The following is a 22,613-nucleotide window of genomic DNA, read 5'->3' as shown; positions in this document are numbered from 1 at the left end:
CCTGTAACCGACTTTTTTGTGAGGAAATAATGAACGAGTTTCTGAAAGTTCTGCTGAACATTCGCAGTCTGCGTGCGGCTATTCGTGAACTGCCGTTTGAGCAACTGCTGGAAGCTAAAGAGAAGTTTGACCTGGTTTACCAAGAGCGCGCCGATTCTGTTGAACAGGAGCGTGCTGAACAGGAAGAGCGTCAGCGCAAGCTGAATGAATTCACCGAAATGCTGCAGCAGGCTGGTATTGATCCTCGCGAGCTGTTGGCGACTGCCGCTGCTCCGGCTGCTGCGACTGGCGCTGCCAAGAGCAAGCGTGCTCCGCGTCCGGCTAAATACAAGTACGAAGAAGATGGCCAGGAAAAAACCTGGACCGGTCAAGGCCGTATGCCGAAAGCCATTGCTGCTCAAGTAGCACTGGGTAAAGACCTGAACGATTTCCTGATCTAATTCGTCAGGTTCAGAGATTGAATAATGCCGCCCTTGGGCGGCATTATTTTTTGCCTTTTTACTCGTCGTTATCCAATCCGCCTTCTGCCGCTCTGCTCTCTACATCCTCGCTTGTATCCTTTTTAGCGTCGTTTCACCGCACTGTCACTTTGCTCAATATCACTCTTTGTTTGCGATTAATTTCGTCGTGCAGGATTAACTACGTGATATCACTATTTGTATGCGTCGTGCAGATATGCGCTTCGGATATGTCTCTCACGATTCACGGGGCGCCGCTCGGCAAGATCCAAGCTCTCTGCTGATTGAATATCCGGTAATCGTTATCTCCGTTCAGGGAGCGTGAGGGATAGAGAGAGTCGCAAAGTATGGCCGGGATATTCTGAGTCGCCGATGCATGTAATTGGCTGCGCTGCCATAACCGCCCCCTGATGATGAGCAATGGCGTTCGTCTGCCGTGTGGGCGAGGGAATTCGGTGCGGTCTATGGCGATGGTATTCCCCACTCTGTAGGCAGAGTGGGGAATAGCCAGATGAAGCGCTATCGGGGCGCCACGCTATCGCTGCCACCCAGGGCACGATAAATTTTGGCGGTGGTGGTGAGCTGCTCTTTTTGCTGGGCCAGCAGGCTCTGCTGGGCATCCCACAGCCGGTTCTGCTCATCAAGCCAGGCTTGCACGCCAGTCGCACCCGCCTGGAAGCGAGCCTTGGCCAGTCGTTCGGCCTCCTGGGCATAACTCAGTTGTTCCTGCAGATAATCGAGTCGCTGCTGGCCATAGTGGCGTGCGGCCAGATTGTCTTCCACCTCCACCAGTGCGGTGTAGAGCTGTTTGCGAAACTCGGTTTCAGCGATCTGGTAATCCAGCTCTGAGCTTTCGATGGCGAGCTGGGTGCGGTTGTATTCAAGGAAGGGGAGGGCGAGGCTGGCCCCCAGCGTACCAACCGGATTTTGCAGTACCTGCGCCAATCTATCGGATGCGGTGCTGGCACTGCCGGTCAGGGTCAGGCTGGGGTAGAAGCTGGTGCGGATCTCGTCCCCTTTTGCCAGCGTCTTGCGCAGCCGCAATTCGGCCGCTTTGACATCGGGGCGGCGAGCCAGCACATCGGCCGGAATACCCACCGCAAGTTCAGGAATAGTCTGCTTTGCAAGGGAAGCGGGTGCATACTCCAGCGGCCCGCTGCTGCGGCCCAGCAACAGACGCAGGGCATTGCGGGCCTGCTCCTGCTGCGCCTTGAGGGAGGCCAGCTCAGCCTGTTTTCCGGCCAACAGTTGGCGTGCCTGTGCCAGATCGAGTCGAGTGATGGCTCCGGCCTTGTATTTGGCCTGTGTCAGTTGCTCGGTGCGGGCCAGGTTGGCCAGCTGTTGCTCGCTCAAGGTAATGGCCGAGGCGAGATAGCCAAGCTGCCAATATTGCTCAAGGCTATTGCCGATCAGCAGCAGACGGGTGCTGGCAAGATCCTGCTCGCTGGCAGCAGCTTCCCAGCTTGCCTGATCCCGCGCCGATGCCAGCTTGCCCCACAGATCCACTTCATAGCTCAGGCCAAGTGATGGCCCCATACTGCTGGTTGATTTACCGCTCTTCAGATCCTTGTTGCTACTCGCGTCCAGGCTGCCATTGACCGAGGGGGTAAGATTGGTATCGGCCTGATCAGCACCCAGCCGGGCGCTCTTGAGCTTGAGGGCGGCAATGCGCATGTCCGGGTTGGCGGCCAACACAGCCTCAACCAGCTGGTTGAGCTGCGGGTCGTGAAAGGCTTGCCACCAGGGGCCAGCCTGGGTGGCAAGCTGTTCGCTGTTCGCCTGCTGCCAGACGGGAGCGATGGCGAGATCTTGCCGGTGATAGGTGCTCTGCTGGCTGCAGCCACCAAGGGCGATGCAGAGGGCCAGCCAAGATAATTTGTACATGTTATTCCCTCGCCAGCGCGACCACGGGGTCGAGCCTTGCCGCGTTGCGCGCTGGCAGATAACCAAACAGGATCCCGATGAGTGACGAGCAGCCAAAGGCCATCAGGATAGAGAAGAGCGAGAACTGCATCTTGATGCTGTCGACCAGCAGGGAGAAGAGCATGCCGATCCCGAGGGAGAGGCCAACCCCGCAAATCCCGCCAAGCAGGCTCACCATCACAGCCTCAATCAGGAATTGCTGCAATATGTCGGACTGACGGGCACCGACCGCCATGCGGATGCCGATCTCGCGGGTTCGCTCCACCACCGACACCAGCATGATGTTCATTACCCCGACGCCGCCGACGATCAGCGAGATCAGCGCGATGGCCGAGACCATCAGGGTCATGGTGGCGGTCGTTTTCTCCACTGACTTGATGATGCTGTCGCTGCTGAAAGTGAAGAAGTCCTTCACGCCGTGGCGTTTGGTCAACAGCTCGATCACCGCCTGCTCCGCCAGTGCCGGCTGTATGCCATCCTTGACCCGGATGGTGAGCTGGCTGAAGTGATGCTGCGAAATCAGGCGGCTCATCACCGCACTGTAGGGGAGCCAGACATTGACCGACTGGCTGGTGGGGCCAAAGCCGGTCTCCTGCGAAACCACCCCGACAATCCGCACCGGCAAGGTGCCGACCAGTACTACCTTGCCGACAGGATCCTCCTTGCCAAGCAGGCTGGTGATGCTCTTCTTGTCCACCACGGCAACGGCGGCACGCTGCTGGATATCCTGCCACTCCAGTAAGCGACCACTGACCAGCGTCATCCCCTTCACCTTGAAATAGTCGTTACCAACCCCGGTCACGTTGCCGCTGTTGGTCTTGTTGCGATAGCGCAACTGGCCGGAGCTGCCGATCTCGGGGCTGGCGCCCGCAAGATAGGGTTGCCCCAGCAGAGCATCGAGATCCCCCTTGTTGAGGGTCTGGATGCTGGCCATCTTCTCATCGCCCCATCCTTTACCCGGGAAGATTTCGATGGTGTTGGTGCCCATCGCATTGATCTGGTCGATCACCTTGGCGCGCGCCCCTTGCCCCAGCGCCACCACGCTCACTACGGCGGCGATGCCGATGATGATGCCGAGCATGGTGAGGAAGGTGCGCATCCGGTGGGCGAGCATAGCATGCATCGCCATCCGTCCCGCTTCCCGATAACGATCCCAATCGTGACCCATGGCGCCTTTAGTGGGCACTATTTTTTGAGGGGCTACGGCGGTGGCTGGAGCCAACACGGCCGTTTGGCAGGGGCCGCTATCTTGTTCAATCCGACCATCCTTGAGAGTGATGATCCGGTCGGCATGGCTGGCCACGTTCATATCGTGGGTGACCAGAATGATGGTGTGGCCCTGAGCGTGCAGCTCCTTGAGGATCGCCATCACCTCCTTGCCACTCTGGCTATCCAGTGCGCCGGTCGGTTCATCGGCGAGGATCACTTCGCCGCCATTGGCCAGCGCCCGGGCGATACTGACCCGCTGCTGCTGACCGCCAGAGAGTTGGCCTGGGGTATGGTGGCTGCGATCGGCCAGCCCGAGTCTGCTCAGTAGCTGATGCGCGCGCGCCTGGCGATCCGGGCGGCTGGTGCCGGCATAGACAGCTGGGATCTCCACGTTGGCGGTGGCATCGAGGTGGGGCAGCAGGTGGTAGCGCTGAAAGATAAAGCCGAAGTGGTGGCAGCGCAGCCGGGCCAGCGCCAACGCATCCATGGTGGCGGTGTCCTGACCGCGAAACAGGTACTGGCCGCTGCTTGGGCTATCGAGACAACCCAGCAGGTTCATCAGGGTCGACTTACCAGAGCCGGACGCGCCGACAATGGCGATCATCTCTCCTGCCGTGATGGTGAGGTCAAGAGGGTGGAGTACGGTGACTTCGCTGTCGCCGCTCTGGTAGCGTCGCTCGACCCCTTTCAGCTGGATCAACGGCAGCTGGTTCAGGGACTCACTCATAGCATTACCGCCATCTCATCATTGTCGGCGGGGGCACCGTGATTGAGCTGCACCTCCTCCTTCTCGCTCAGCCCGCTGATCACCTCAATCCGGATCTCATCCTTCATACCGGTTTTGATATGACGGGTTTCGGTCGTCTCATCGTTCTTGATCACGGTGACTTCATACTCGTTATCACCCAGCGACTTGCCGAGGGCAGTTTGCGGCACAGTGAGCACCTGCTTGCGCTCGCCGAGCACTATGGTCACCTGGGTGGTCATTGCGACCCGCAGGGTATGGTCGGGATTGGGTACATCGAACAGGGCGTAGTAGTAGACAGCCGCATTGCTGGTGGTGGTACCAGTGGTGGCCTGATCGTTGATGTTGGTAGGCGCTAACTCCACGGCGCGAAGGGTACCCTGATAGCGGGTATCCGGATCGCCGATCAAGGTGAAATAGACCGGCATGCCGGCTTTGACCTTGGTGACATCGGCTTCGGAGATCTGAGCCTTGACTGTCATGGTCTCGAGGTTGGCCAGCTTGAGCACGGTCGGCACCGTCTGGCTGGCTGCCAGGGTCTGGCCCTGACGGGTCACAATGCTGATGACGGTGCCATCCATCGGCGCCAGGATCTTGGTGTAGCCCAGCTCGGTCTTGGCCCGATCAACCTTGATCAGGGCATTGTCGATATTGGCCTGGCTATTTTGCAGTTCGGCGCGGGTGACCGCCAGCAGGGCCTCGGCACTCTCCAGATCGGCCCGTGAGCTCGCCTCCTGCTTGAACATCTGCTGCTGGCGCCGCCAGGCGAGCTCGTTCTGTTTGAGTTGTGCCTGCTTGATCTTGAGCTGGGCGCGGTTGCTGGCAAGTTCCGCCTCGGCCGTCTTGAGGTTGTTCTGGGCAATCAGGGGATCGATCTCGGCCAGCAGGTCTCCCTGCTTGACCTGATCACCTGCCTCGACGGCCAGCTTGGTGACTTGACCGGAGACCTGGGCCCCCACATCCACCTGCTCTACGGCCTGTAGCACACCACTGGCCAGCACGGTCTGGGCAATATCCTCGCGGGTCACCTGAGCGGTCAGCATCGCCTTGGGTGGTTGACTGGGCCAGAGCAGCCAGCCGAGGAGCACCACGGCGATCAGCATGGTGATGGCCAGTGTTCTCTGCTTGGGGGTTATGTTCATCGATCACCTGAATGGAAACGGAAAAGGTTGTGCGCGGCGATTATCCTGCAGCAAAGCCCTGATAAATAACAGCCGCAAATATGTAAGCAAAGTTATGGCGTTAACTGTCAATAAGCCGAGAAAGGAGTAAGCGAGAGGCCGCAGTCGTGAGCAACATGATCAGCAAGAGGGGGGAGTGCGGCTGGCGGTGGCGATGAAAAAGCCCTGCGCAGAGGCAGGGCTTTGGAATAGGTGATGGCGAGGGAAGATCAGGCCTTGGCCAGCAGATCCATCACCCAGGGCAGCCCCTGCTTCTTGCGGCTGACAAAGCCCGGGTGGTAGCTGGACTCTGCCGGTACTTTGGCGTGCTCGGTAAAGTAGATACGGCTGGCAGCCGCAGTCAGGTCAGTCACCATCAACACGAAGAAGTCGAGCCCTTCGCTCGCCACGCGCTGGGCCATCTCCTGCTGCAGGGCTGGCAGGTGCTCGGCCAGTTGCTGTTCGCTGCCCACTTCAATCTGGCTCATGATGAAGTTCAACCCTTCGGCTTGGAATGCCTTCTCATCCTGCTGCAGCAGTTGAGCTGGAGTCAGGCCGCTCAGGTCGGTTTTCGCCATCAGCAGCTGTTGGCCGAATTCGGCCAGCGATACTTCGGCCTGCGGTGCCAGACGCTCACAAGCGATCTTGTCCTGCTCGGTGGTGGTCGGCGAGGTGAGACAGAGGGTGTCGCTCATGATGGCACCCAGCATTAGGCGAGCCTGGCTGCGGGTCACGGTACCTTGCTGGCTCAGCAGATCGAAGGCGATGGTGCAGGTGCAGCCGACGGCACGGATCCAGGCATCCAGCGGAGACTGGGTGACCAGGGTACCGAGACGGTGGTGATCCACCAGACCCAGTACATTGGCTTGTGCCAGTGTGGCAGGACCCTGTTCCAGATCACTGAAATCCACCAGCCAGACATCTTCACCGGTCAGATCTTTGGTCAGCAACTCGGGTTCGCTGACGCCTGCCTGCTCCAGAATAAAACGGGTTTCGGTGCGCAGGTCACCCTGACGCCATGGGGTGGCCTGACGGCCCTGGCCATTGAGCCAGTCGGTGATAACCAGCGCACTGCAGATACTGTCACTATCAGGATTCTTGTGACCAAAAACGTGGATCATAGACAAAGCCTCACAATTGGATACCCATAAAGGGGGGCAACACTATGCGAAATCCGCCACATGAAGGCAACCGGATCCACGCCCATGTTGCTGCCAGCTTCGCCTAACTCGCCATTTTATTGATCTGGGTCGGTAATCCTGACGCGAGTTCGGTTCTCACAGTTGGCTATTGGCTATTGGCTATTGGCTATTGGCTATTGGCTATTGGCTATTGGCTATTGGCTATTGCTGACTGTGCAGGCCATGGCACTCGTCCATGCCTGCGCAGTCAGCATATTTGGCCAGTTCTATCAGTCGCCATCGCTGCAAATCGGCTTTATTGCCAGATTCAACGACGCAGCAGCTCGCGGGCATTGGCCAGGGTGTTGTCGGTGATCTGGTCGCCACCGAGCAGGCGTGCCAGCTCGTTGAGACGGGCGGCCTCATCAAGGGCACTCATTTGGGTTTCGGTGGTTTTGCCATCGGTATGCTTGTTCACCACCATATGCTGGTGGCCGTTGCCTGCTACCTGAGGCAAGTGAGTGACCACCATCACCTGAGTGGACTCGCCGAGCTGGCGCAGCAGGCGACCCACCACGGCGGCAGTCGGGCCGCTGATCCCCACATCCACTTCGTCGAAAATCAGGGTTGGGGTTGAGATCTTGCGAGCACTGATCACCACGATGGCGAGGCTGATACGTGACAGTTCACCGCCTGAGGCCACCTTGCCAAGCGGCTGGATCGGTTGGCCCGGGTTGGTGGTGACCATAAATTCCACCCGATCTATACCCAGCGGAGAGAGGCTGCTATGGGCATCGGGTCGTACCTCGATGGCAAAACGGCCATCGGGCATCGCCAGTTCGTGCATGCTGCTGGTCACCTTGGCGCCCAGCTCTTGGGCGTAACGCTGACGGCTCTGGCTCAGGGCCTCGGCGGCTTGGACAAAAGCCTGACGAGCCTCGGCCAGCTCATCTTCCATCCCCTCTAACCGCTCCTCATCGGAGTTGAGGCGAGCGAGATCAGAGGCCAACTCCTGATGGTACTGAGCCAGATCGGCCGGTTTGACGTGGTGCTTGCGGGCCAGATTGATCGCCCTGGAGAGGCGGGCCTCCAGCTCGTTGAAACGTTCGGGTTCCAGCTCCAGTCGGTCGAGGTAGCTGCGCAGTTCGCTGTGACTCTCCTGCACCCCGATCAGGGCTTCGTTCAGCATCTCTAGTACCGGAGTGAGGCGGCTGTCCATGCTGACCAGCCCCTCGGCCCGATCGACGGCTGATTGCAGCAGCCCTGCGATAGTGGTCTCTTCGTTGTCATAGAGCAGATCGAGGCAAGCCCCACACTCTTGCATCAGCTCTGTGCCGTTGGCGAGACGCTGGTGCTCTTCCTCGATCTCTTCGAACTCCCCCGGTTGCAGGGCAAATTCGTCCAGCTCCTGCACCTGGTACTCGATAAGCTGACGGCGCGCTTCCCGCTGCTGCTGCTCGGCCTTGAGCCGGTTCAGTTCGTTTTGCAGTTGGCGCCACTGCTGATAGTGCTGGCGCACCTCGTCGAGCAACAGATAGTGACCGGCATAGCCATCGAGCAGAGCGAGCTGGTAGTCGGGTTTGAGCAGCATCTGGTGGGCATGCTGACCGTGTACGTTGACCAGCAGCTGGCCCAGATTCTTGAGTTGGGTGAGGGGGACAGGCACGCCGTTGATATAGCTGCGGGAGCGACCCTCGGCGGAGATGACTCGCCGGACGATACACTCACCTTCGTTTTCCAGTTCGTTGGTGGCGAGCCAGGCGCGGGCGGCCGGGTTGTTGTCCAGCAGGAAGCGGGCGCTGACCTCGCTTTTGTCGCTATCGGGTCGCACCATGCCGGCTTCTGCCCGCTCTCCGAGGCAGAGACCGAGAGCATCGATGGCGATGGATTTACCGGCACCGGTCTCACCTGTGATGCAGGTCATCCCCGGTTGCAGATCGAGTTCGAGAAACTTGACGATGGCGAAGTTGTTGACGGTCAGCTGGGTCAGCATGGTCTCATCCTGTATAGGTCAACATTACTGTGTATGCATCCAGTATATACTGGTCTTATATACAGTAAAGAGGGCGCCGTCATTTTTAACGCAGGAAAGCCGCGCCAGTGCGGTATCGCTATGAAAATGCGGTACTGACTATTGGTACGCGGTACGGGTATGAGAGTGCAGGGGACGTTGCCACGACAGAAAAGAGAAGGGCGCCAATTCAGGCGCCCTCTCTGGCAATGCCGTTGTCGGTCAGCGCCGATTAAAACAGCTTGCTGCCCCAGCCGAGCTTGTTGCGCAGCACGTGGAAGTAGCTGTAGTCGAGCGGATGCACCAGATGAAGCTGATGGTGGCTCTTCTTGATAAGGATCTCGTCCCCCGGGTGGACCGCCAGGGTCACCTGACCGTCACAGCTGATCTGCATGGCATCGTCCTGATTGTCTGGCGAGACCAGCAGGCGCACTTCGCTGTCGGCATCGAGCACGATGGGGCGGCTGCTCAGGGTGTGCGGGAACATGGGCACCAGCGTGATGGCGTTGAGCTTGGGAGTGAGGATGGCGCCACCTGCTGACAGGGAGTAGGCGGTCGAGCCGGTCGGGGTGGCCACTATGATGCCGTCCGAACGCTGGCTATACATAAAGCTGCCATCGATATAGACCTCGAACTCGATCATGTGGGCGATCTTGCCCGGGTGCAGCACCGCCTCGTTGACCGCCAGATTGCTCGACTTGCGCTCGCCGTGGCGATAGACCGAGGCTTCCAGCAGGAAGCGGTGTTCGCTCTTGTAGTGGCCGGAGAGCACCTGCTCCAGCGGCAGCAGATAATCCTGCGGCGAGAGATCAGTCAGAAAGCCGAGGTTGCCCCGGTTGACCCCGATCACCGCCACATCGAAACGCGACAGTACCCGCGCCGCCCCCAGCATGTTGCCGTCACCGCCGACCACGATGGCCAGATCGGCCTGCTGGCCGAGCTGGACCAGATCCATGACGTTTTCATCGAGGATGCTCAGGGTCTGGGCAACCCGGCTCTCGACCAGTACCCGGAAACCGCGTGAGGTCAGGTATTGATGCAGGCCGGTCAGCGTCTGGTTGGCCCCCTCATGGTGGGGTTTGCCAATCAGGGCGATGGTTTTGAACGGAGAATCCATAGTCAGTCAGATTTGGGATGGGTATTGCGGGCCAGTATACAGTGCTTTGCTCCGCTTGTGACGCTCTCCCGTGTGACGGTGCCGGCTATCCCCTTGAGGCTACTGGTTAAACGGTGAGCGGTAACCCGGATAAACCGACGGTTGCGGCTATTCAGCAACCCTGATTGCCCTTTACCCCTTGAAAGCCGGGGATGCATCCCCATAATAGCGCCAACATAGTCGGTCTGTTGTCGTCCGGTCGCTCAACCAGACGTCAGGGCCCTCATAAGTAACCCCGGAATTGGAGATGTCATGAACCACGAAGAGCAAAAGGTTGAAGCGATGGAGCAAGTGGAAGCCCAGCCAGTCGAGCCGACCGATGTAGACAGTGAAGTGACAGCCGAGCAGGCCCGTATTGCCGAACTGGAAGCGCAGCTGGAAACCGCCATCCAAAAAGCGGCGGAAGAACGTGAACGCGCCCTGCGTACCGCCGCCGAGATGGAGAACCTGCGCCGTCGTACCGAGCTGGATGTGGAGAAGGCGCACAAATTCGCGCTGGAGAAGTTCGCCAACGAACTGCTGCCGGTGCTGGACAACCTTGAGCGTGCCATCGAACTGGCCGACAAGGAGAACGAAGCCCTCAAGCCGATGATCGAAGGTGTCGAGCTGACCCTGAAATCCATGCAGAGCGGCGTGGCCAAGTTTGGTCTGGTGGCGCTCGACCCGATCAACCAGCCGTTTGACCCCAACGCCCATCAGGCGATGAGCATGGTGCCGAGTGCCGATGTGGCCCCGAACACCGTCATTGCAGTGATGCAGAAGGGCTATGACCTCAACGGTCGGGTGATCCGTCCGGCCATGGTGATGATCGCCAAAGCGGTCGATTGATTGGCTGTGGGTGCCCGAGCCCGCCCCGTGGCGGGCTTTTTGTTTCGCAGTGCAGCACCTGTTCATCTTGCCCGGTTTTACGGCTCAACGTGACCGCGCAACCATGACAAAGGGTGTGGTTTTTTAGGGTTGGGGCTTGAAGCTGCGTCTGGCGACCCCATATAGGTAGCAAGGCCGCGGCGGCACAAAAAATTTGATGCCGGGAGCTTGAAAGCCAGATTGGCAGCCCCCACCTAGCCGTTAACGCATTAAGGCGAGTTCCTCGCCAGTTTATTCAAAGTATTTGGAGATTCGTCAAATGGGTAAAATCATCGGTATTGACCTGGGTACTACCAACTCCTGCGTCGCTATTTTGGATGGCGACACTGCTCGCGTGATCGAGAACGCAGAAGGCGATCGTACTACTCCGTCCATCATTGCCTATGCCGATGATGGCGAGATCCTGGTTGGTCAGCCGGCCAAGCGTCAGGCCATCACCAACCCGAAAAACACCCTGTTCGCCATCAAGCGTCTGATCGGTCGTCGTTTTGAAGATGAAGAAGTGCAGCGTGACCTGAAAATCATGCCGTACGCCATCGCCAAAGCTGACAACGGCGACGCCTGGGTTGAAGTGAAGGGCAAGAAAATGGCACCGCCGCAGATCTCTGCCGAAGTGCTGAAAAAGATGAAAAAGACCGCCGAAGACTATCTGGGTGAGCCGGTAACCGAAGCCGTTATCACTGTTCCGGCCTACTTCAACGACGCCCAGCGTCAGGCTACCAAGGATGCCGGTCGCATCGCCGGTCTGGATGTAAAACGCATCATCAACGAACCGACTGCAGCAGCTTTCGCTTACGGCGTGAACAAGGTCAAGGGCGAGCGCAAGGTTGCCGTATATGACCTGGGTGGCGGTACTTTCGATATCTCCATCATCGAGATCGACGAAGTTGAAGGCGAAACCACCTTCGAAGTACTGGCGACCAACGGTAACACCCACTTGGGTGGTGAAGACTTCGACAACCGCGTCATCAACTATCTGGTAGACGAGTTCAAGCGTGAGCAGGGCATCGACCTGCGCAACGACCAGCTGGCTCTGCAGCGTCTGAAAGATGCCGCCGAGAAAGCCAAGATCGAGCTCTCTTCTGCCCAGCAGACCGACGTCAACCTGCCGTACATCACTGCAGATGCCACCGGTCCGAAGCACATGAACATCAAGGTGACCCGCGCCAAGCTGGAATCCCTGGTAGAAGACATGGTGAAGGACTCTCTGGAGCCGGTTCGTGTCGCCCTGAAAGACTCCGGTCTGGCTGTTGGCGAGATCGACGACGTAATTTTGGTTGGTGGTCAGACCCGTATGCCGCTGGTTCAGAAGACCGTTGCCGAGTTCTTTGGCAAAGAGCCGCGTAAAGACGTCAACCCGGACGAAGCCGTGGCCATGGGTGCTGCCATCCAGGGCGCCGTACTGTCCGGTGACAAGACCGACGTACTGCTGCTGGACGTCACCCCGCTCTCCCTGGGTATCGAAACCATGGGTAGCGTGATGACTGCGCTGATCGAGAAGAACACCACCATCCCGACCAAGAAGTCCCAGGTGTTCTCGACTGCCGAAGACAACCAGTCTGCCGTGACCATTCACGTGCTGCAGGGTGAGCGCAAGCGCGCCAGCGACAACAAGTCTCTGGGCCAGTTCAACCTGGAAGGCATCCGTCCGGCACCGCGCGGTCTGCCGCAGATCGAAGTGACCTTCGACATCGATGCCAACGGTATCCTGCACGTCTCTGCAAAAGACAAAGAGACCAACAAAGAGCAGAAGATCACCATCCAGGCCTCCTCTGGTCTGTCTGATGACGAGATCGAGCGCATGGTACGCGAAGCCGAAGCCAACGCGGCCGAGGACAAGAAGTTTGAAGAGCTGGTACAGGCTCGCAACCAGGCTGATGGTCTGGTCCACTCCGTACGCAAGCAGATCACCGAAGCCGGTGAAGCCCTGCCTGCCGACGACAAGACCAAGATCGAAGCTGCTCTGAGCGAGCTGGAAGCGGCCATCAAGGGTGACGACAAGGCTGCTATCGAAGCCAAACAGCAGGCTCTGCTGGAAGCGTCCCAGAAGCTGATGGAAATTGCCCAGCAGCAGGCTCAGGCCCAGGGTGCAGCCGGTGCTGATGCCGGTCAGTCCTCCTCTTCTGCCAAGGCTGACGACGACGTAGTCGACGCCGAGTTCGAAGAAGTGAAAGACGACAAGAAGTAAGCCCTACCCAGATGGGCGAAGTCCGCTTCGCCCATCGGCTTGGTCAATGAATTCACGGGCGTTGGGTAACCAACGCCCGTCTGCGTAACCACAGGATGAGTATGTCGAAGCGCGATTTCTACGAAGTACTGGGTGTGGCGAAAGATGCCGACGATCGCGAGATCAAGAAGGCGTACAAGCGCCTGGCCATGAAGTATCACCCGGATCGTAATCAGGGTGATGCCGCATCCGAAGAGAAGTTCAAAGAGGTCAAGGAAGCCTACGAGGTTCTGACCGATGCCAACCTGCGTGCCCGTTACGACCAGTACGGCCATGCCGGTGTCGACCCGAGCCAGGGTGGCGGTGGCCACGGTGGCTTTGGCGGCGGTGCCGACTTCGCCGACATGTTTGGTGACGTATTCGGTGACATCTTCGGCGGTGGCCGTGGTGGTGCCCGTCGTGGCCCGGCCCGTGGCTCTGACCTGCGTTACACCATGGAGCTGACGCTGGAAGAGGCGGTACGCGGGGTCTCCAAGGAGATCAAGGTGCCGACTCTGGTTCACTGCGAAGTCTGTAACGGCTCCGGTGCCCACACCGGCAGCAGTGCCCAGACCTGCCCGACCTGCCACGGCTCCGGCCAGGTGCAGATGCGTCAGGGCTTCTTCGCGGTGCAGCAGGCATGTCCGCACTGTCACGGTCGCGGCAAGATCATCAAGGATCCGTGCCGCAAGTGTCACGGTGAAGGTCGCTACCAGCGCACCAAGACCCTGTCGGTGAAAATTCCGGCGGGCGTCGATACTGGTGATCGCATCCGTCTCTCCGGCGAAGGGGAAGCGGGGGAAGCAGGGGCACCGGCAGGGGATCTCTACGTACAGGTGCACGTCAAAGAGCACGAGATCTTCGTGCGTGACGGCAACAACCTCTACTGCGAAGTGCCCATCAGCTTCACCGCAGCTGCCCTGGGTGGCGAGATTGAAGTGCCGACCCTGGATGGCCGCGTCAAGCTCAAGGTCACTCCGGAGACCCAGACCGGCAAGATGTTCCGCATGCGCGGCAAGGGCGTGAAGTCCGTGCGCTCCGGCCAGGTAGGGGACCTGATGTGCAAGGTGGTGATCGAGACGCCGGTCAACCTCACCGAGCAGCAGAAAGAGCTGCTGCGCCAGCTGGACGAGTCGTTCAGCGGTGCCGCTGCCAAGACCCACAAGCCGAAATCGGAAGGCTTCTTCGAAGGGGTGAAACGCTTCTTCGACGATCTGACCAGCTGATTTCAGCGACCCGAATAAACAGAGCCGGCCTTGTGCCGGCTCTTTTTTGCCCGTATTTCGCCAGGATCCGCCTTATTGAGTGGATCCTGATGAGGGATCCTCCTCACAACTCCCGCCAATTCCTGCTGTACAAATGTTATCCCGCTCACACTGTTGCTGAAACGGTTTAGTTACTGTATTGAGTTAGCTAAAGCGGTTTAGCTATGCTCTGGCTGTCGATAACAACAGCGCCCGTCCGGGCCACAGATGACAGGTGAGGAAGATGATGATGTTCAAGAGCAAGTTGGCGCTGGCGGTAGCGCTGGGACTGGGGATGAGCAGCCCGCTGTGGGCGGCGCAGGCGAGTATCACAGGTGAAAGTGTCGAGGCCCGTCTGGCGGCGCTGGAGGCGCGGGTACAGGCGGCCGAAGCGAGAGCCGAGGTGGCAGAGAGTCGTGCCAGTCAGGCGGAAGTGAAGGCGAGCGCCGCCAGCGAGCAGGCGCAGGTGGCCGACAACCGCAGCCAGAAGGTGGATGAGAAGACAGCCGGTGCCCAGGGCTTCGAGTTTCACGGTTACGCTCGCTCGGGCCTCTTGGTCAACAGCAATGGCAATGGCGGGCGCGGTGGTCCCTACATCACCCCGGCCGGTTCGGTGGGCGGGGCCGTCGGTCGCCTTGGCAACGAGGATGACACCTACATGGAGGCCAATCTGCTGAAAACCCAGACCTTTGAGGATGGCAGCTGGGCCCGCTACAAGCTGATGCTGGCGGACGGGGTGGAGACCAGCAACGACTGGACCGCCAGCGATTCGAGCCTCAATACCCGTCAGGTGTTTGCCGAGATCGGCAATCTGGCGAGCTTCGACGGCCCCTTCAAGAATGCGGTGCTCTGGGCGGGCAAGCGCTTTGACCGCGACAACTTCGACATCCACTGGCTCGATTCTGACGTGGTGTTCCTGGCCGGTACCGGCGGCGGCGTCTACGACGTGCAACTGGCCGACAGCTGGAAGGCCAACTTCTCCCTCTATGGCCGCGATTACGGCGACATCAGCGCCAGCGGTCTTTCCGATATCGAGAGCTATATCCTCACCATGAACAACCGCGTCGGTAACTGGCAGTGGATGGTGAACGGCCTCTCGGCCAAGGACAATGACGCCCGCATCAATGACAAGGGGGCGGGCAGCGAGGCTGCGGACAAGGGGGCACACACCCTGCTGGCTTACCACGGCGAGAGCTTCTTCGGCATCAACCCAGGTTTTGCCAAGGCGGCGGTGCTGTACGGTCATGGGCTGGGGGCCGAGCTCAAGGGGCTGGGCTCTGACAGCGAGCTGCTGCCGGATGCCGATGCAGTACGGGTCGCCGTGTTTGGCGCCACCGATCTCAACTCGCGCTGGCGTTTTGCCCCGGCCCTGCTGGCCGAGCAGAGTCAGGATCGCTACGTGAAAGGGGACGAGTACCGCTGGCTCACCGTCAATACCCGGGTGGCGCAGGTGCTGAGCCAGAACGTCGAGCTGGTCTACGAGGCAGCCTGGCAGTACATGGATCTCGATCCCAAGGGCTACAAAGGTCGCCAGGCGGTGAACGGCAACTTCACCAAGCTCACCTTCGCCCCCACCTTCAAGGCGCAGACCGCCGGTTTCTTCGAGCGGCCTGAGCTTAGGGTGTTCGCCAGCTGGATGGACTGGTCCTCCGAGCTCGACAACTACGCCAGTGACGATGCCATGGGCCAGAGCAACTTCACCGCCGGTGGCGAGTGGAACTTTGGCGTACAGATGGAAACCTGGTTCTAGTTCGTTATCCCGATCACAAAAATGGCAGCCGGTGCCGAGATCTGTTGGTTGGCTAAAACGGTTTAGCTGATAATGCTAACCAACAAAACAGAGTCCGGGTTTGGCAGTCGATCCGATGCAGCAGTGGAGTAGCAAGGTGACGAATCGTGTGTGGGTAATGGGGGATGCGGTGGTGGACTTGATCCCGGAAGGGGCGTTGCACTACCTCAAGTGTCCGGGTGGCGCGCCCGCCAATGTGGCGGTTGGTGTGGCACGGCTGGGTGGCGATGCGGCCTTTATCGGCCGGGTTGGTGCCGATCCGTTCGGCCGCTTTATGGCCGGCACCCTGAGCGGGGAGGGGGTGGATATCGCCGCGCTGCGGCTCGATCCAGACCATCGCACCTCTACCGTGCTGGTAGAACTGGATGACGAGGGGGAGCGCAGCTTCACCTTTATGGTGCGTCCCAGCGCCGACCAGTTCCTCACCCCGGATGAGTTGCCCCGCTTCGATGCCGGTCAGTGGCTGCTGACCTGCTCCATCGCGCTCGCCAACGAGCCGGTACGCACCAGCTGCCTGCAGGCCATGGCGGCCATCAAGGCGGCTGGCGGGCGAGTCTGCTTCGACCCCAACCTGCGCCCCGAGGTGTGGGGCAACCCCGCCGAGATGCTGCCGCTGGTGCGTCAGGCTATTGCGCTGGCGGATGTGGTCAAGCTCTCCATTGAGGAGCTGCAACTGCTGAGCGGCGAGGATGAACTGGTCGCCGGGCTTGCCACTCTCTCTGGCCCGGCGCTGGTGCTGGTGACCAGAGGGGCGGCCGGGGTAGTGGCTCGCCTTGATGGCGAGTTGCTGGAGTGGGTAGGGCAGAAAGTGACGCCCATCGACACCACGGGGGCGGGGGATGCCTTTGTCGCCGGTCTGCTGGCGGCGCTGGCCGGGCGCTCGTCGCTGCCGACGCTGGCCGAGTTGCCCACCATTCTGGCTCAGGCTCACGGCTGCGGGGCGCTCGCCACCACCGCCAAGGGGGCCATGACGGCGCTGCCTACCCGCTCCGAACTGAATGCCTTTTTGCGATCAGGCGCAAGCGGCTGTTGAGCTGCGGCTAGAAGCCCGGCTCGACAGCCCCTACTCTCATGTGACAAGAGCCCGCCAGCGTGGCGGGTCATAAGAGGAAGAATATGAATATCAGTGCGATAGCCAAGGATCTGGTGCCCCTGCTCGGGGGCAAGGAGAATATCGTCAGTGCTGCCCACTGCGCCACCCGGCTGCGGTTGGTGCTGGCCGATGACAGCAAGGTGAACAAGGCCGCCATCGACAAGCTGGAGGGGGTCAAGGGGTGCTTTAGCAACGCGGGCCAAATTCAGGTGATCTTCGGCACCGGTCTGGTCAACAAGGTCTATGCGGAGTTTGTGGCGCTGACCGGTACCGGCACCGCCAGCAAGGCGGAACTGACCGACATGGCGGCGGCCAAGCTCAACGTGGCCCAGCGGTTGGCGCGAACCCTCTCCAACATCTTCGTACCGATCATTCCGGCCATCGTCGCTTCGGGCTTGCTGATGGGGCTGCTCGGCATGGTGCGTACCTACGGCTGGGTCAATGCCGACAGCGCCCTGTTTGTGATGCTCGACATGTTCAGCTCGGCGGCCTTTATCATATTGCCGATCCTCATCGGCTTTACGGCAGCACGTGAGTTTGGTGGCAATCCGTACCTCGGGGCGACCCTTGGCGGCATCCTCACCCACCCGGCGTTGACCAACGCCTGGGGCGTGGCCGGTGGCTTCAAGACCATGGATTTCTTCGGGCTCGATGTCGCCATGATCGGCTATCAGGGCACCGTCTTCCCGGTGCTCTTGGCGGTCTGGTTTATGTCCCATCTGGAGAAACTGCTGCGCAAGCGCATTCCGGATGCGCTGGATCTGATCCTCACCCCGTTTCTCACCGTCATCATCACCGGCTTCGTGGCGCTGCTCTTTATCGGCCCGGCTGGGCGGGTGCTGGGGGATGGCATCTCGTTCGGTCTGAGCGCCCTCTATGAGCAGGCTGGCTGGTTGGCGGGGCTGGTGTTTGGCGGCACTTACTCGCTGATCGTCATCACCGGCATTCATCACAGCTTCCATGCCATCGAGGCGGGGCTGCTGGCCAATCCGCAAATTGGCGTCAACTTCCTGCTGCCCATCTGGGCCATGGCCAACGTGGCACAGGGTGGGGCTTGTCTCGCGGTCTACTTCAAGACTCGTGATGTGAAGATCAAGGCGATTACCGTGCCGGCTGCCATGTCCTGCCTGCTGGGCATCACGGAAGCGGCGATCTTTGGGGTGAACTTGCGCTATATCAAACCCTTCCTCGCCGGTCTGTTTGGCGGGGCCTGCGGCGGCGCCTACGTGGTGGCGGCCAAGGTGGGGATGACTGCGGTGGGGCTGACCGGTATTCCCGGCATGGCCATCGTCCAGCCCATGAGCCTCATTCACTACATCATCGGGCTGGTGCTTGCCTTTGGCACTGCCTTCGCCGCCTCCTTCCTGCTCAAGTACAAGGTGGAGTGATGAAGGAAAGCGATCTTCTCAACCAGATTGTCCGGTCGTTGCTGGCCGGACAGCTCAAGGCGGCGGCCGATCCCCATCGGCCCCGCTGGCATCTGGCCGCCCCGGTGGGGCTGCTTAACGATCCCAACGGTTTTATCGAGCACAACGGGCGCTACCACCTCTTCTACCAGTGGAATCCGCTCGGCTGCGAGCACCGCAACAAGGGCTGGGGCCATGTCACCTCCACCGATCTGCTGCACTGGCAGCACGAGCCGGTGGCGCTGTTGCCCACCGAAGCCTATGAGAGCCACGGCTGCTATTCGGGCTCTGCGGTGAGCGACGAGCAGGGGCGTCTGACCCTCATCTACACCGGCAATGTCAAATACCCGGATGGCAGTCGTACCGCCTATCAGTGTCTGGCCCGCGCCGATGGTGAGGGAGGCTTCGAGAAACTGGGGCCTGTGCTGGATCTGCCCGCAGGCTACAGCGGCCATGTGCGCGACCCCAAGGTGTGGCACGACGGCCAGCAGTGGTTGATGGTGTTGGGGGCCCGCACCCTGCACGACAAGGGTGAAGTGCTGCTCTATCGCGGCGACACCCTGCAAAGCTGGCAGCCGGTAGGCCCCATCGCTGGCAGCGGGCGCGGGGGGCTGGGGGAGTTTGGCTATATGTGGGAGTGCCCGGATCTCTTCCCGCTAGGGGATCGCCATGTGCTGATCAGTTGCCCGCAGGGGATTGCCCCTGCAGGCGAGGATTATCGCAACCTCTACCAGTGCGGCTGGCTTTCGGGCGATTTCGACGGCGAGCGCTTCGAGCACGGAGCTTTCCACGAGCTGGATCGAGGCTTCGAGTTCTATGCGCCGCAAACCACCCGAGACAGTCAGGGTCGCCGCCTCTTGTTTGGTTGGCTGGGGCTGCCGGAGGAGAGCGAGATGAGCCAACCCACTATCCCCTATGGCTGGATCCATCAGATGAGCTGCCCGCGGGAGCTGTTCTGGCAGGATGAGTGGCTCTGCCAGCGGCCGGTGGCGGAGCTTGCGGCATTGAAGGGAGAGTTGACCCGCTTCGAGGGGACGCTCGGCGAATTTCCGGGGCTGGCCATCGACTCGGCCTGGCTCGATCTGGATCTCTGCGGTGAGGGGAGTCTCTGGTTCGGCGCCGTGGCCGAGCTGGTGTGGCAGCCGGGGCACATCACCTTGCGGCGCCAGAACTGGCAGAGCGGAGCGTGGGAGACCCGCAGCAGCCCATGGGCTGGCGGGCGGATCACCGTGCTATGCGATCGCTCCAGTCTGGAGTGCTTCATCGATGAGGGTCGCCACAGCCTGTCGGCGCGCTATTTTCCCGGGGACAAGCCGCAACTTTCATCAGGTAACGGCGATGATGGCTGCAAAATTTGCCTCAATCACTGGCCGCTGTCGGCGTGCCTAGTACAATAGCCCGGTTCTAGTCAGCCGGGAGGCCAGGTGGAGAAGAAGAAACGGATCACGATTGCCCAGATCGCCGAACTGGCGGGGGTGTCCAAGGCGACTGCCAGTCTGGTGCTCAACGGGAAGAGTGCGGAGTACCGGATTGCCGACGATACCCGCAAGCGCATTCAGGCGGTGGCGGAGGAGTGTCACTACCTGCCGAGCTTTCACGCCCGCTCCCTGCGCGAGACCCGCAGCTACACCTGGGGGCTGGTGATCCCCGATCTCACCAACTTCGGTTTTGCCCGCATTGCCCGCGCCCTCGAGGCCCACTGCCGGGAGGCGGGCATCCAGTTGCTGATCGCCTGCTCCGAGGATGATCCCGCCCTCGAGCAACGGGTGGTGGACAACCTCATCAGCCGTCAGGTGGATGGGTTGATTGTCGCCTCCAGCGGCCACAGCGATGACATCTATGCCCGTATTCACGACCGCCTGCCGGTGGTGCAGCTCGACCGCCATATCGGCGAGTCGCGCCTGCCCATGGTGATCTCCGATGCCTGCAAGGCCACCGCCGAGCTGGTGCGGGATATGGCCAGTGAGTGCGGCGAGGAGATCTACTACTTCGGCGGTTTGCTGGATCTCTCCCCCAGCCGTCACCGGCTGGCGGGCTATGAGCTGGGGCTCCATCGCGCCGGTTTTGAAGCCGATGCCGCCCGGGTGCGCCATCGCGACTACCAGCCGAGCTCCGGTTATCAGCTGATGGCCGAGCTGGTGGCCGAGCTGGGGGTGCCCCCCAGGGGGCTCTTTACCGCCTCCTTCACCCTGCTGGAGGGGGTGCTGCGCTATCTAAATGAAGCGGGGTTGATGGAGACGGGCATGCGCCTCTGTACCTTCGACGATCACGACCTGCTCGACTGCATTCCCATGCGCATCGACTCGGTGGCGCAGGATTGTCCGGCGCTGGCCCTCGCCGCCTTCGAGCTGATGCAGCAACTGATAGCGGGCAATCCTCCCGCGCAGACCGCCCAGGTGATCACCCCCAGGGTGCGCTGGCGCAGTCGCCGCTAGCCACTCTTCGCCCATCCATATGAGAAAGCCCCGCCATTGCTGGCGGGGCTTTTTGCTGTTGGCGGATGGAGCCATGACTCTGGCCGACAGCTCAGTCGGTGGTACTGGTGCGCCAGAACACCTGCTTGATATGGGGGTGGATGCCGAGTTTCACCATCAGGGCATCCAGCTCGTCGCCATCGATGGAGGTAGCCAGCAGCACCGCCGAGATCTCCAGATCCCCCTCGCCAAACGGCTCGATGTCGAGCTCGCTCAGGGGGTAATTGGCCTGCTCCAGCATCTCCTCGAGCCAGTGCAGCACCTCTTTTTGATGCTCGCGCGGGGTCAGCGCCGTCACCTTGTAGGTCACTTCGGTGTCGGTATTGTCCACCGGACGGCGGTTGATCTGATTGACCAGCGGCCGCAGCAGGGTGTTGGCGGCCAGCACGAACAGGGCGCCCAGAATTGCCTCCATGGCCAGTCCGGCGCCACAGGCGGCGCCGACCGCTGCTACGCCCCATAGGGTGGCGGCGGTGTTGATGCCGCGGATATTGCCCGACTCGCGCATGATGACGCCGGCGCCGAGAAAGCCGATGCCGGAGACAATATAGGCCACCACATGGACCACGTTGTAGTTGCCGCCGTGCAGGTCATAGATGCGCTGGGCCAGACTGACGAACAGGGCGGCCCCTACGGCGACCAGCACGTTGGTGCGAAGACCCGCGGTACGTTGGCGGTACTGGCGCTCCAGCCCGACCAGACTGCCAAGCACAAAGGCGAGCAGCAGGCTGGCCAGGGTGTCGAGCAGGGAGATCATGTCAATTTGTTGCCACATCTTCATGGCGTACTCCTTCTGATAAGCGCTGGCTTGGCGCAATCCATGATGAAACGCCGGGAGGCGGATGGATCAGGGGATGATTGCGCGGATGGCCAGCAGACAAACAAAACGCGGCGTCCTGGGGCGCGAGCATCATCAGATGCCCTGACGCTCGGAGAGGACGCAACAAGCGGGGCCAGCGTGGCTGGCCCCTTTCACAGTGGTTAACGCAGGTGTGCGGTCAGTTGAGTTCGGGATCGCAGTCGATGCGCGGGCGCAGTTGCCAGCGCACCGGATGTGCTACTCCGACCTGATGAACGAACTGCACCAGATAGCGTCGCTGGGGCGGGGTGCACTGCAGGTTGAGCACCAGCTCTCGCCCGCCGCCGCGACCCGGCTTCATCGATTGCATCGGTTGCAGCCCGGCCGGTTGCAACGTGTGGTTCACCATATCCAGCACCTGCTCCATATCGGCGCGATCCTCACAGCGGATCTGCAGCCGGTAGTGGTGCTGACGCTGTTTGCCGCCCAGCCAGCGTGGCAGTATGCCACGGCCGAGCCGGCTCAACAGGGGGTAAGCCCGGGTAGCAACAGAACCTGTTGCGACCGCGCGATCTGCAGCCGGTTTGATTGAGATAAAACGCATAGCAGCCTCCTTGTGGGAAGCAGAAACTATGCAGGCATGGCGACCGTGGCGGTTGGCCACTGGTTGCCAGACGTCAAGTGTAAAAAGGGAGAAGAGGGGAGTGGATTTCCGCTTCTCGCAGGGTTGCGAGTTGCGGCAGAGAAAGACCTGCGGCTAGCTCGCGACCTTGGTACCGACGATGAGGGTCGGTCTACAACTGTCACTTGATGAGTTGCCCACTGATGGTCTCCGCTATTGATAAGAGGCTCGAATGATAGCCGAGGCGGCGGGCAGGGTAAACCCCGCGCCGCCCGCAGCAACATCTTGAAACATAATCGAAAGCCCCGTTTTGCCACGCAGGGCCGTAAA

17 protein-coding genes are annotated in these 22,613 nt (G+C 60.5%); 9 read left to right on the top strand and 8 right to left on the bottom strand.

Annotation, left to right across the window (positions count from 1 at the left end; all coding sequences use genetic code 11):
- Window positions 1-29 precede the first annotated feature (29 nt).
- Complete coding sequence (locus A9G06_RS07445; protein ID WP_005344269.1) at window positions 30-440, top strand: H-NS family nucleoid-associated regulatory protein; 411 nt, start codon at window positions 30-32, stop codon at window positions 438-440.
- Window positions 441-977: 537 nt separating this feature from the next.
- Here A9G06_RS07445 and A9G06_RS07440 read toward each other — a convergent pair.
- The 6 genes from A9G06_RS07440 to nadK all read right to left on the bottom strand — a co-directional run bounded on the left by A9G06_RS07440 (window position 978) and on the right by nadK (window position 9,744).
- On the bottom strand, window positions 978-2,342 hold the full coding sequence (locus A9G06_RS07440) for an efflux transporter outer membrane subunit (protein WP_069554769.1): 1,365 nt from the start codon (window positions 2,340-2,342) through the stop codon (window positions 978-980).
- 1 nt (window position 2,343) lies between these two features.
- A complete protein-coding gene (locus A9G06_RS07435) occupies window positions 2,344-4,317 on the bottom strand; it encodes a MacB family efflux pump subunit (protein WP_069554768.1) in 1,974 nt (657 codons plus the stop codon).
- Window positions 4,314-5,477, bottom strand: coding sequence for a macrolide transporter subunit MacA (gene macA / locus A9G06_RS07430; protein ID WP_069554767.1), 1,164 nt, complete (start codon window positions 5,475-5,477; stop codon window positions 4,314-4,316). The genes A9G06_RS07435 and macA overlap by 4 nt, the downstream gene beginning before the upstream one ends.
- A 248-nt stretch (window positions 5,478-5,725) precedes the next feature.
- Window positions 5,726-6,616, bottom strand: coding sequence for a manganese-dependent inorganic pyrophosphatase (locus A9G06_RS07425; RefSeq protein WP_069554766.1), 891 nt, complete (start codon window positions 6,614-6,616; stop codon window positions 5,726-5,728).
- A gap of 328 nt (window positions 6,617-6,944) precedes the next feature.
- Window positions 6,945-8,609: a DNA repair protein RecN gene (gene recN / locus A9G06_RS07420; RefSeq protein WP_069554765.1), complete on the bottom strand. Its 1,665-nt coding sequence runs from the start codon at window positions 8,607-8,609 to the stop codon at window positions 6,945-6,947.
- Between the two features lie 250 nt (window positions 8,610-8,859).
- Window positions 8,860-9,744 (bottom strand): NAD(+) kinase, encoded by an 885-nt coding sequence (gene nadK, locus A9G06_RS07415; protein WP_069554764.1) that lies wholly within the window; start codon window positions 9,742-9,744, stop codon window positions 8,860-8,862.
- A gap of 291 nt (window positions 9,745-10,035) precedes the next feature.
- Here nadK and grpE point away from each other — a divergent pair, with 291 nt between their 5' ends.
- The 8 genes from grpE (at window position 10,036) to A9G06_RS07375 (ending at window position 20,823) form a co-directional block, all read left to right on the top strand.
- Window positions 10,036-10,611, top strand: coding sequence for a nucleotide exchange factor GrpE (grpE, locus tag A9G06_RS07410; RefSeq protein ID WP_005338036.1), 576 nt, complete (start codon window positions 10,036-10,038; stop codon window positions 10,609-10,611).
- Between the two features lie 298 nt (window positions 10,612-10,909).
- Window positions 10,910-12,838, top strand: a complete 1,929-nt coding sequence (gene dnaK / locus A9G06_RS07405) for a molecular chaperone DnaK (RefSeq protein ID WP_005338034.1) — start codon at window positions 10,910-10,912, stop codon at window positions 12,836-12,838.
- Between the two features lie 101 nt (window positions 12,839-12,939).
- A complete protein-coding gene (gene dnaJ / locus A9G06_RS07400) occupies window positions 12,940-14,082 on the top strand; it encodes a molecular chaperone DnaJ (RefSeq protein WP_005338032.1) in 1,143 nt (380 codons plus the stop codon).
- Between the two features lie 262 nt (window positions 14,083-14,344).
- Window positions 14,345-15,850, top strand: a complete 1,506-nt coding sequence (locus A9G06_RS07395) for a carbohydrate porin (protein ID WP_139126179.1) — start codon at window positions 14,345-14,347, stop codon at window positions 15,848-15,850.
- Between the two features lie 115 nt (window positions 15,851-15,965).
- The gene (locus tag A9G06_RS07390; RefSeq protein ID WP_083243751.1) at window positions 15,966-16,922 is read left to right on the top strand and encodes an aminoimidazole riboside kinase; all 957 of its coding nucleotides are present in this window, start codon (window positions 15,966-15,968) and stop codon (window positions 16,920-16,922) included.
- A gap of 83 nt (window positions 16,923-17,005) precedes the next feature.
- On the top strand, window positions 17,006-18,370 hold the full coding sequence (locus A9G06_RS07385; protein WP_069554762.1) for a sucrose-specific PTS transporter subunit IIBC: 1,365 nt from the start codon (window positions 17,006-17,008) through the stop codon (window positions 18,368-18,370).
- Complete coding sequence (locus A9G06_RS07380; RefSeq protein WP_069554761.1) at window positions 18,370-19,785, top strand: sucrose-6-phosphate hydrolase; 1,416 nt, start codon at window positions 18,370-18,372, stop codon at window positions 19,783-19,785. Before A9G06_RS07385 ends, A9G06_RS07380 begins: the two co-directional genes overlap by 1 nt.
- 27 nt (window positions 19,786-19,812) lie before the next feature.
- Window positions 19,813-20,823 carry a LacI family DNA-binding transcriptional regulator gene (locus tag A9G06_RS07375; RefSeq protein WP_069554760.1) on the top strand — a complete coding sequence of 337 codons (1,011 nt, stop codon included), beginning with the start codon at window positions 19,813-19,815 and terminating at the stop codon, window positions 20,821-20,823.
- 91 nt (window positions 20,824-20,914) lie between these two features.
- Here the strand turns inward: A9G06_RS07375 and A9G06_RS07370 are convergent, their stop codons facing one another.
- On the bottom strand, window positions 20,915-21,643 hold the full coding sequence (locus A9G06_RS07370; protein ID WP_042080322.1) for an MgtC/SapB family protein: 729 nt from the start codon (window positions 21,641-21,643) through the stop codon (window positions 20,915-20,917).
- Between the two features lie 217 nt (window positions 21,644-21,860).
- A complete protein-coding gene (locus tag A9G06_RS07365) occupies window positions 21,861-22,265 on the bottom strand; it encodes a hypothetical protein (protein ID WP_069554759.1) in 405 nt (134 codons plus the stop codon).
- Window positions 22,266-22,613: the final 348 nt, after the last annotated feature.

The sequence above is a fragment of the Aeromonas sp. DNP9 genome (assembly GCF_001728955.1).
Lineage (GTDB): Bacteria > Pseudomonadota > Gammaproteobacteria > Enterobacterales > Aeromonadaceae > Aeromonas > Aeromonas veronii.
The sequence above is the reverse complement of the archived record's forward strand: the minus strand, read 5'-3'. Positions and strand labels throughout refer to the sequence as shown.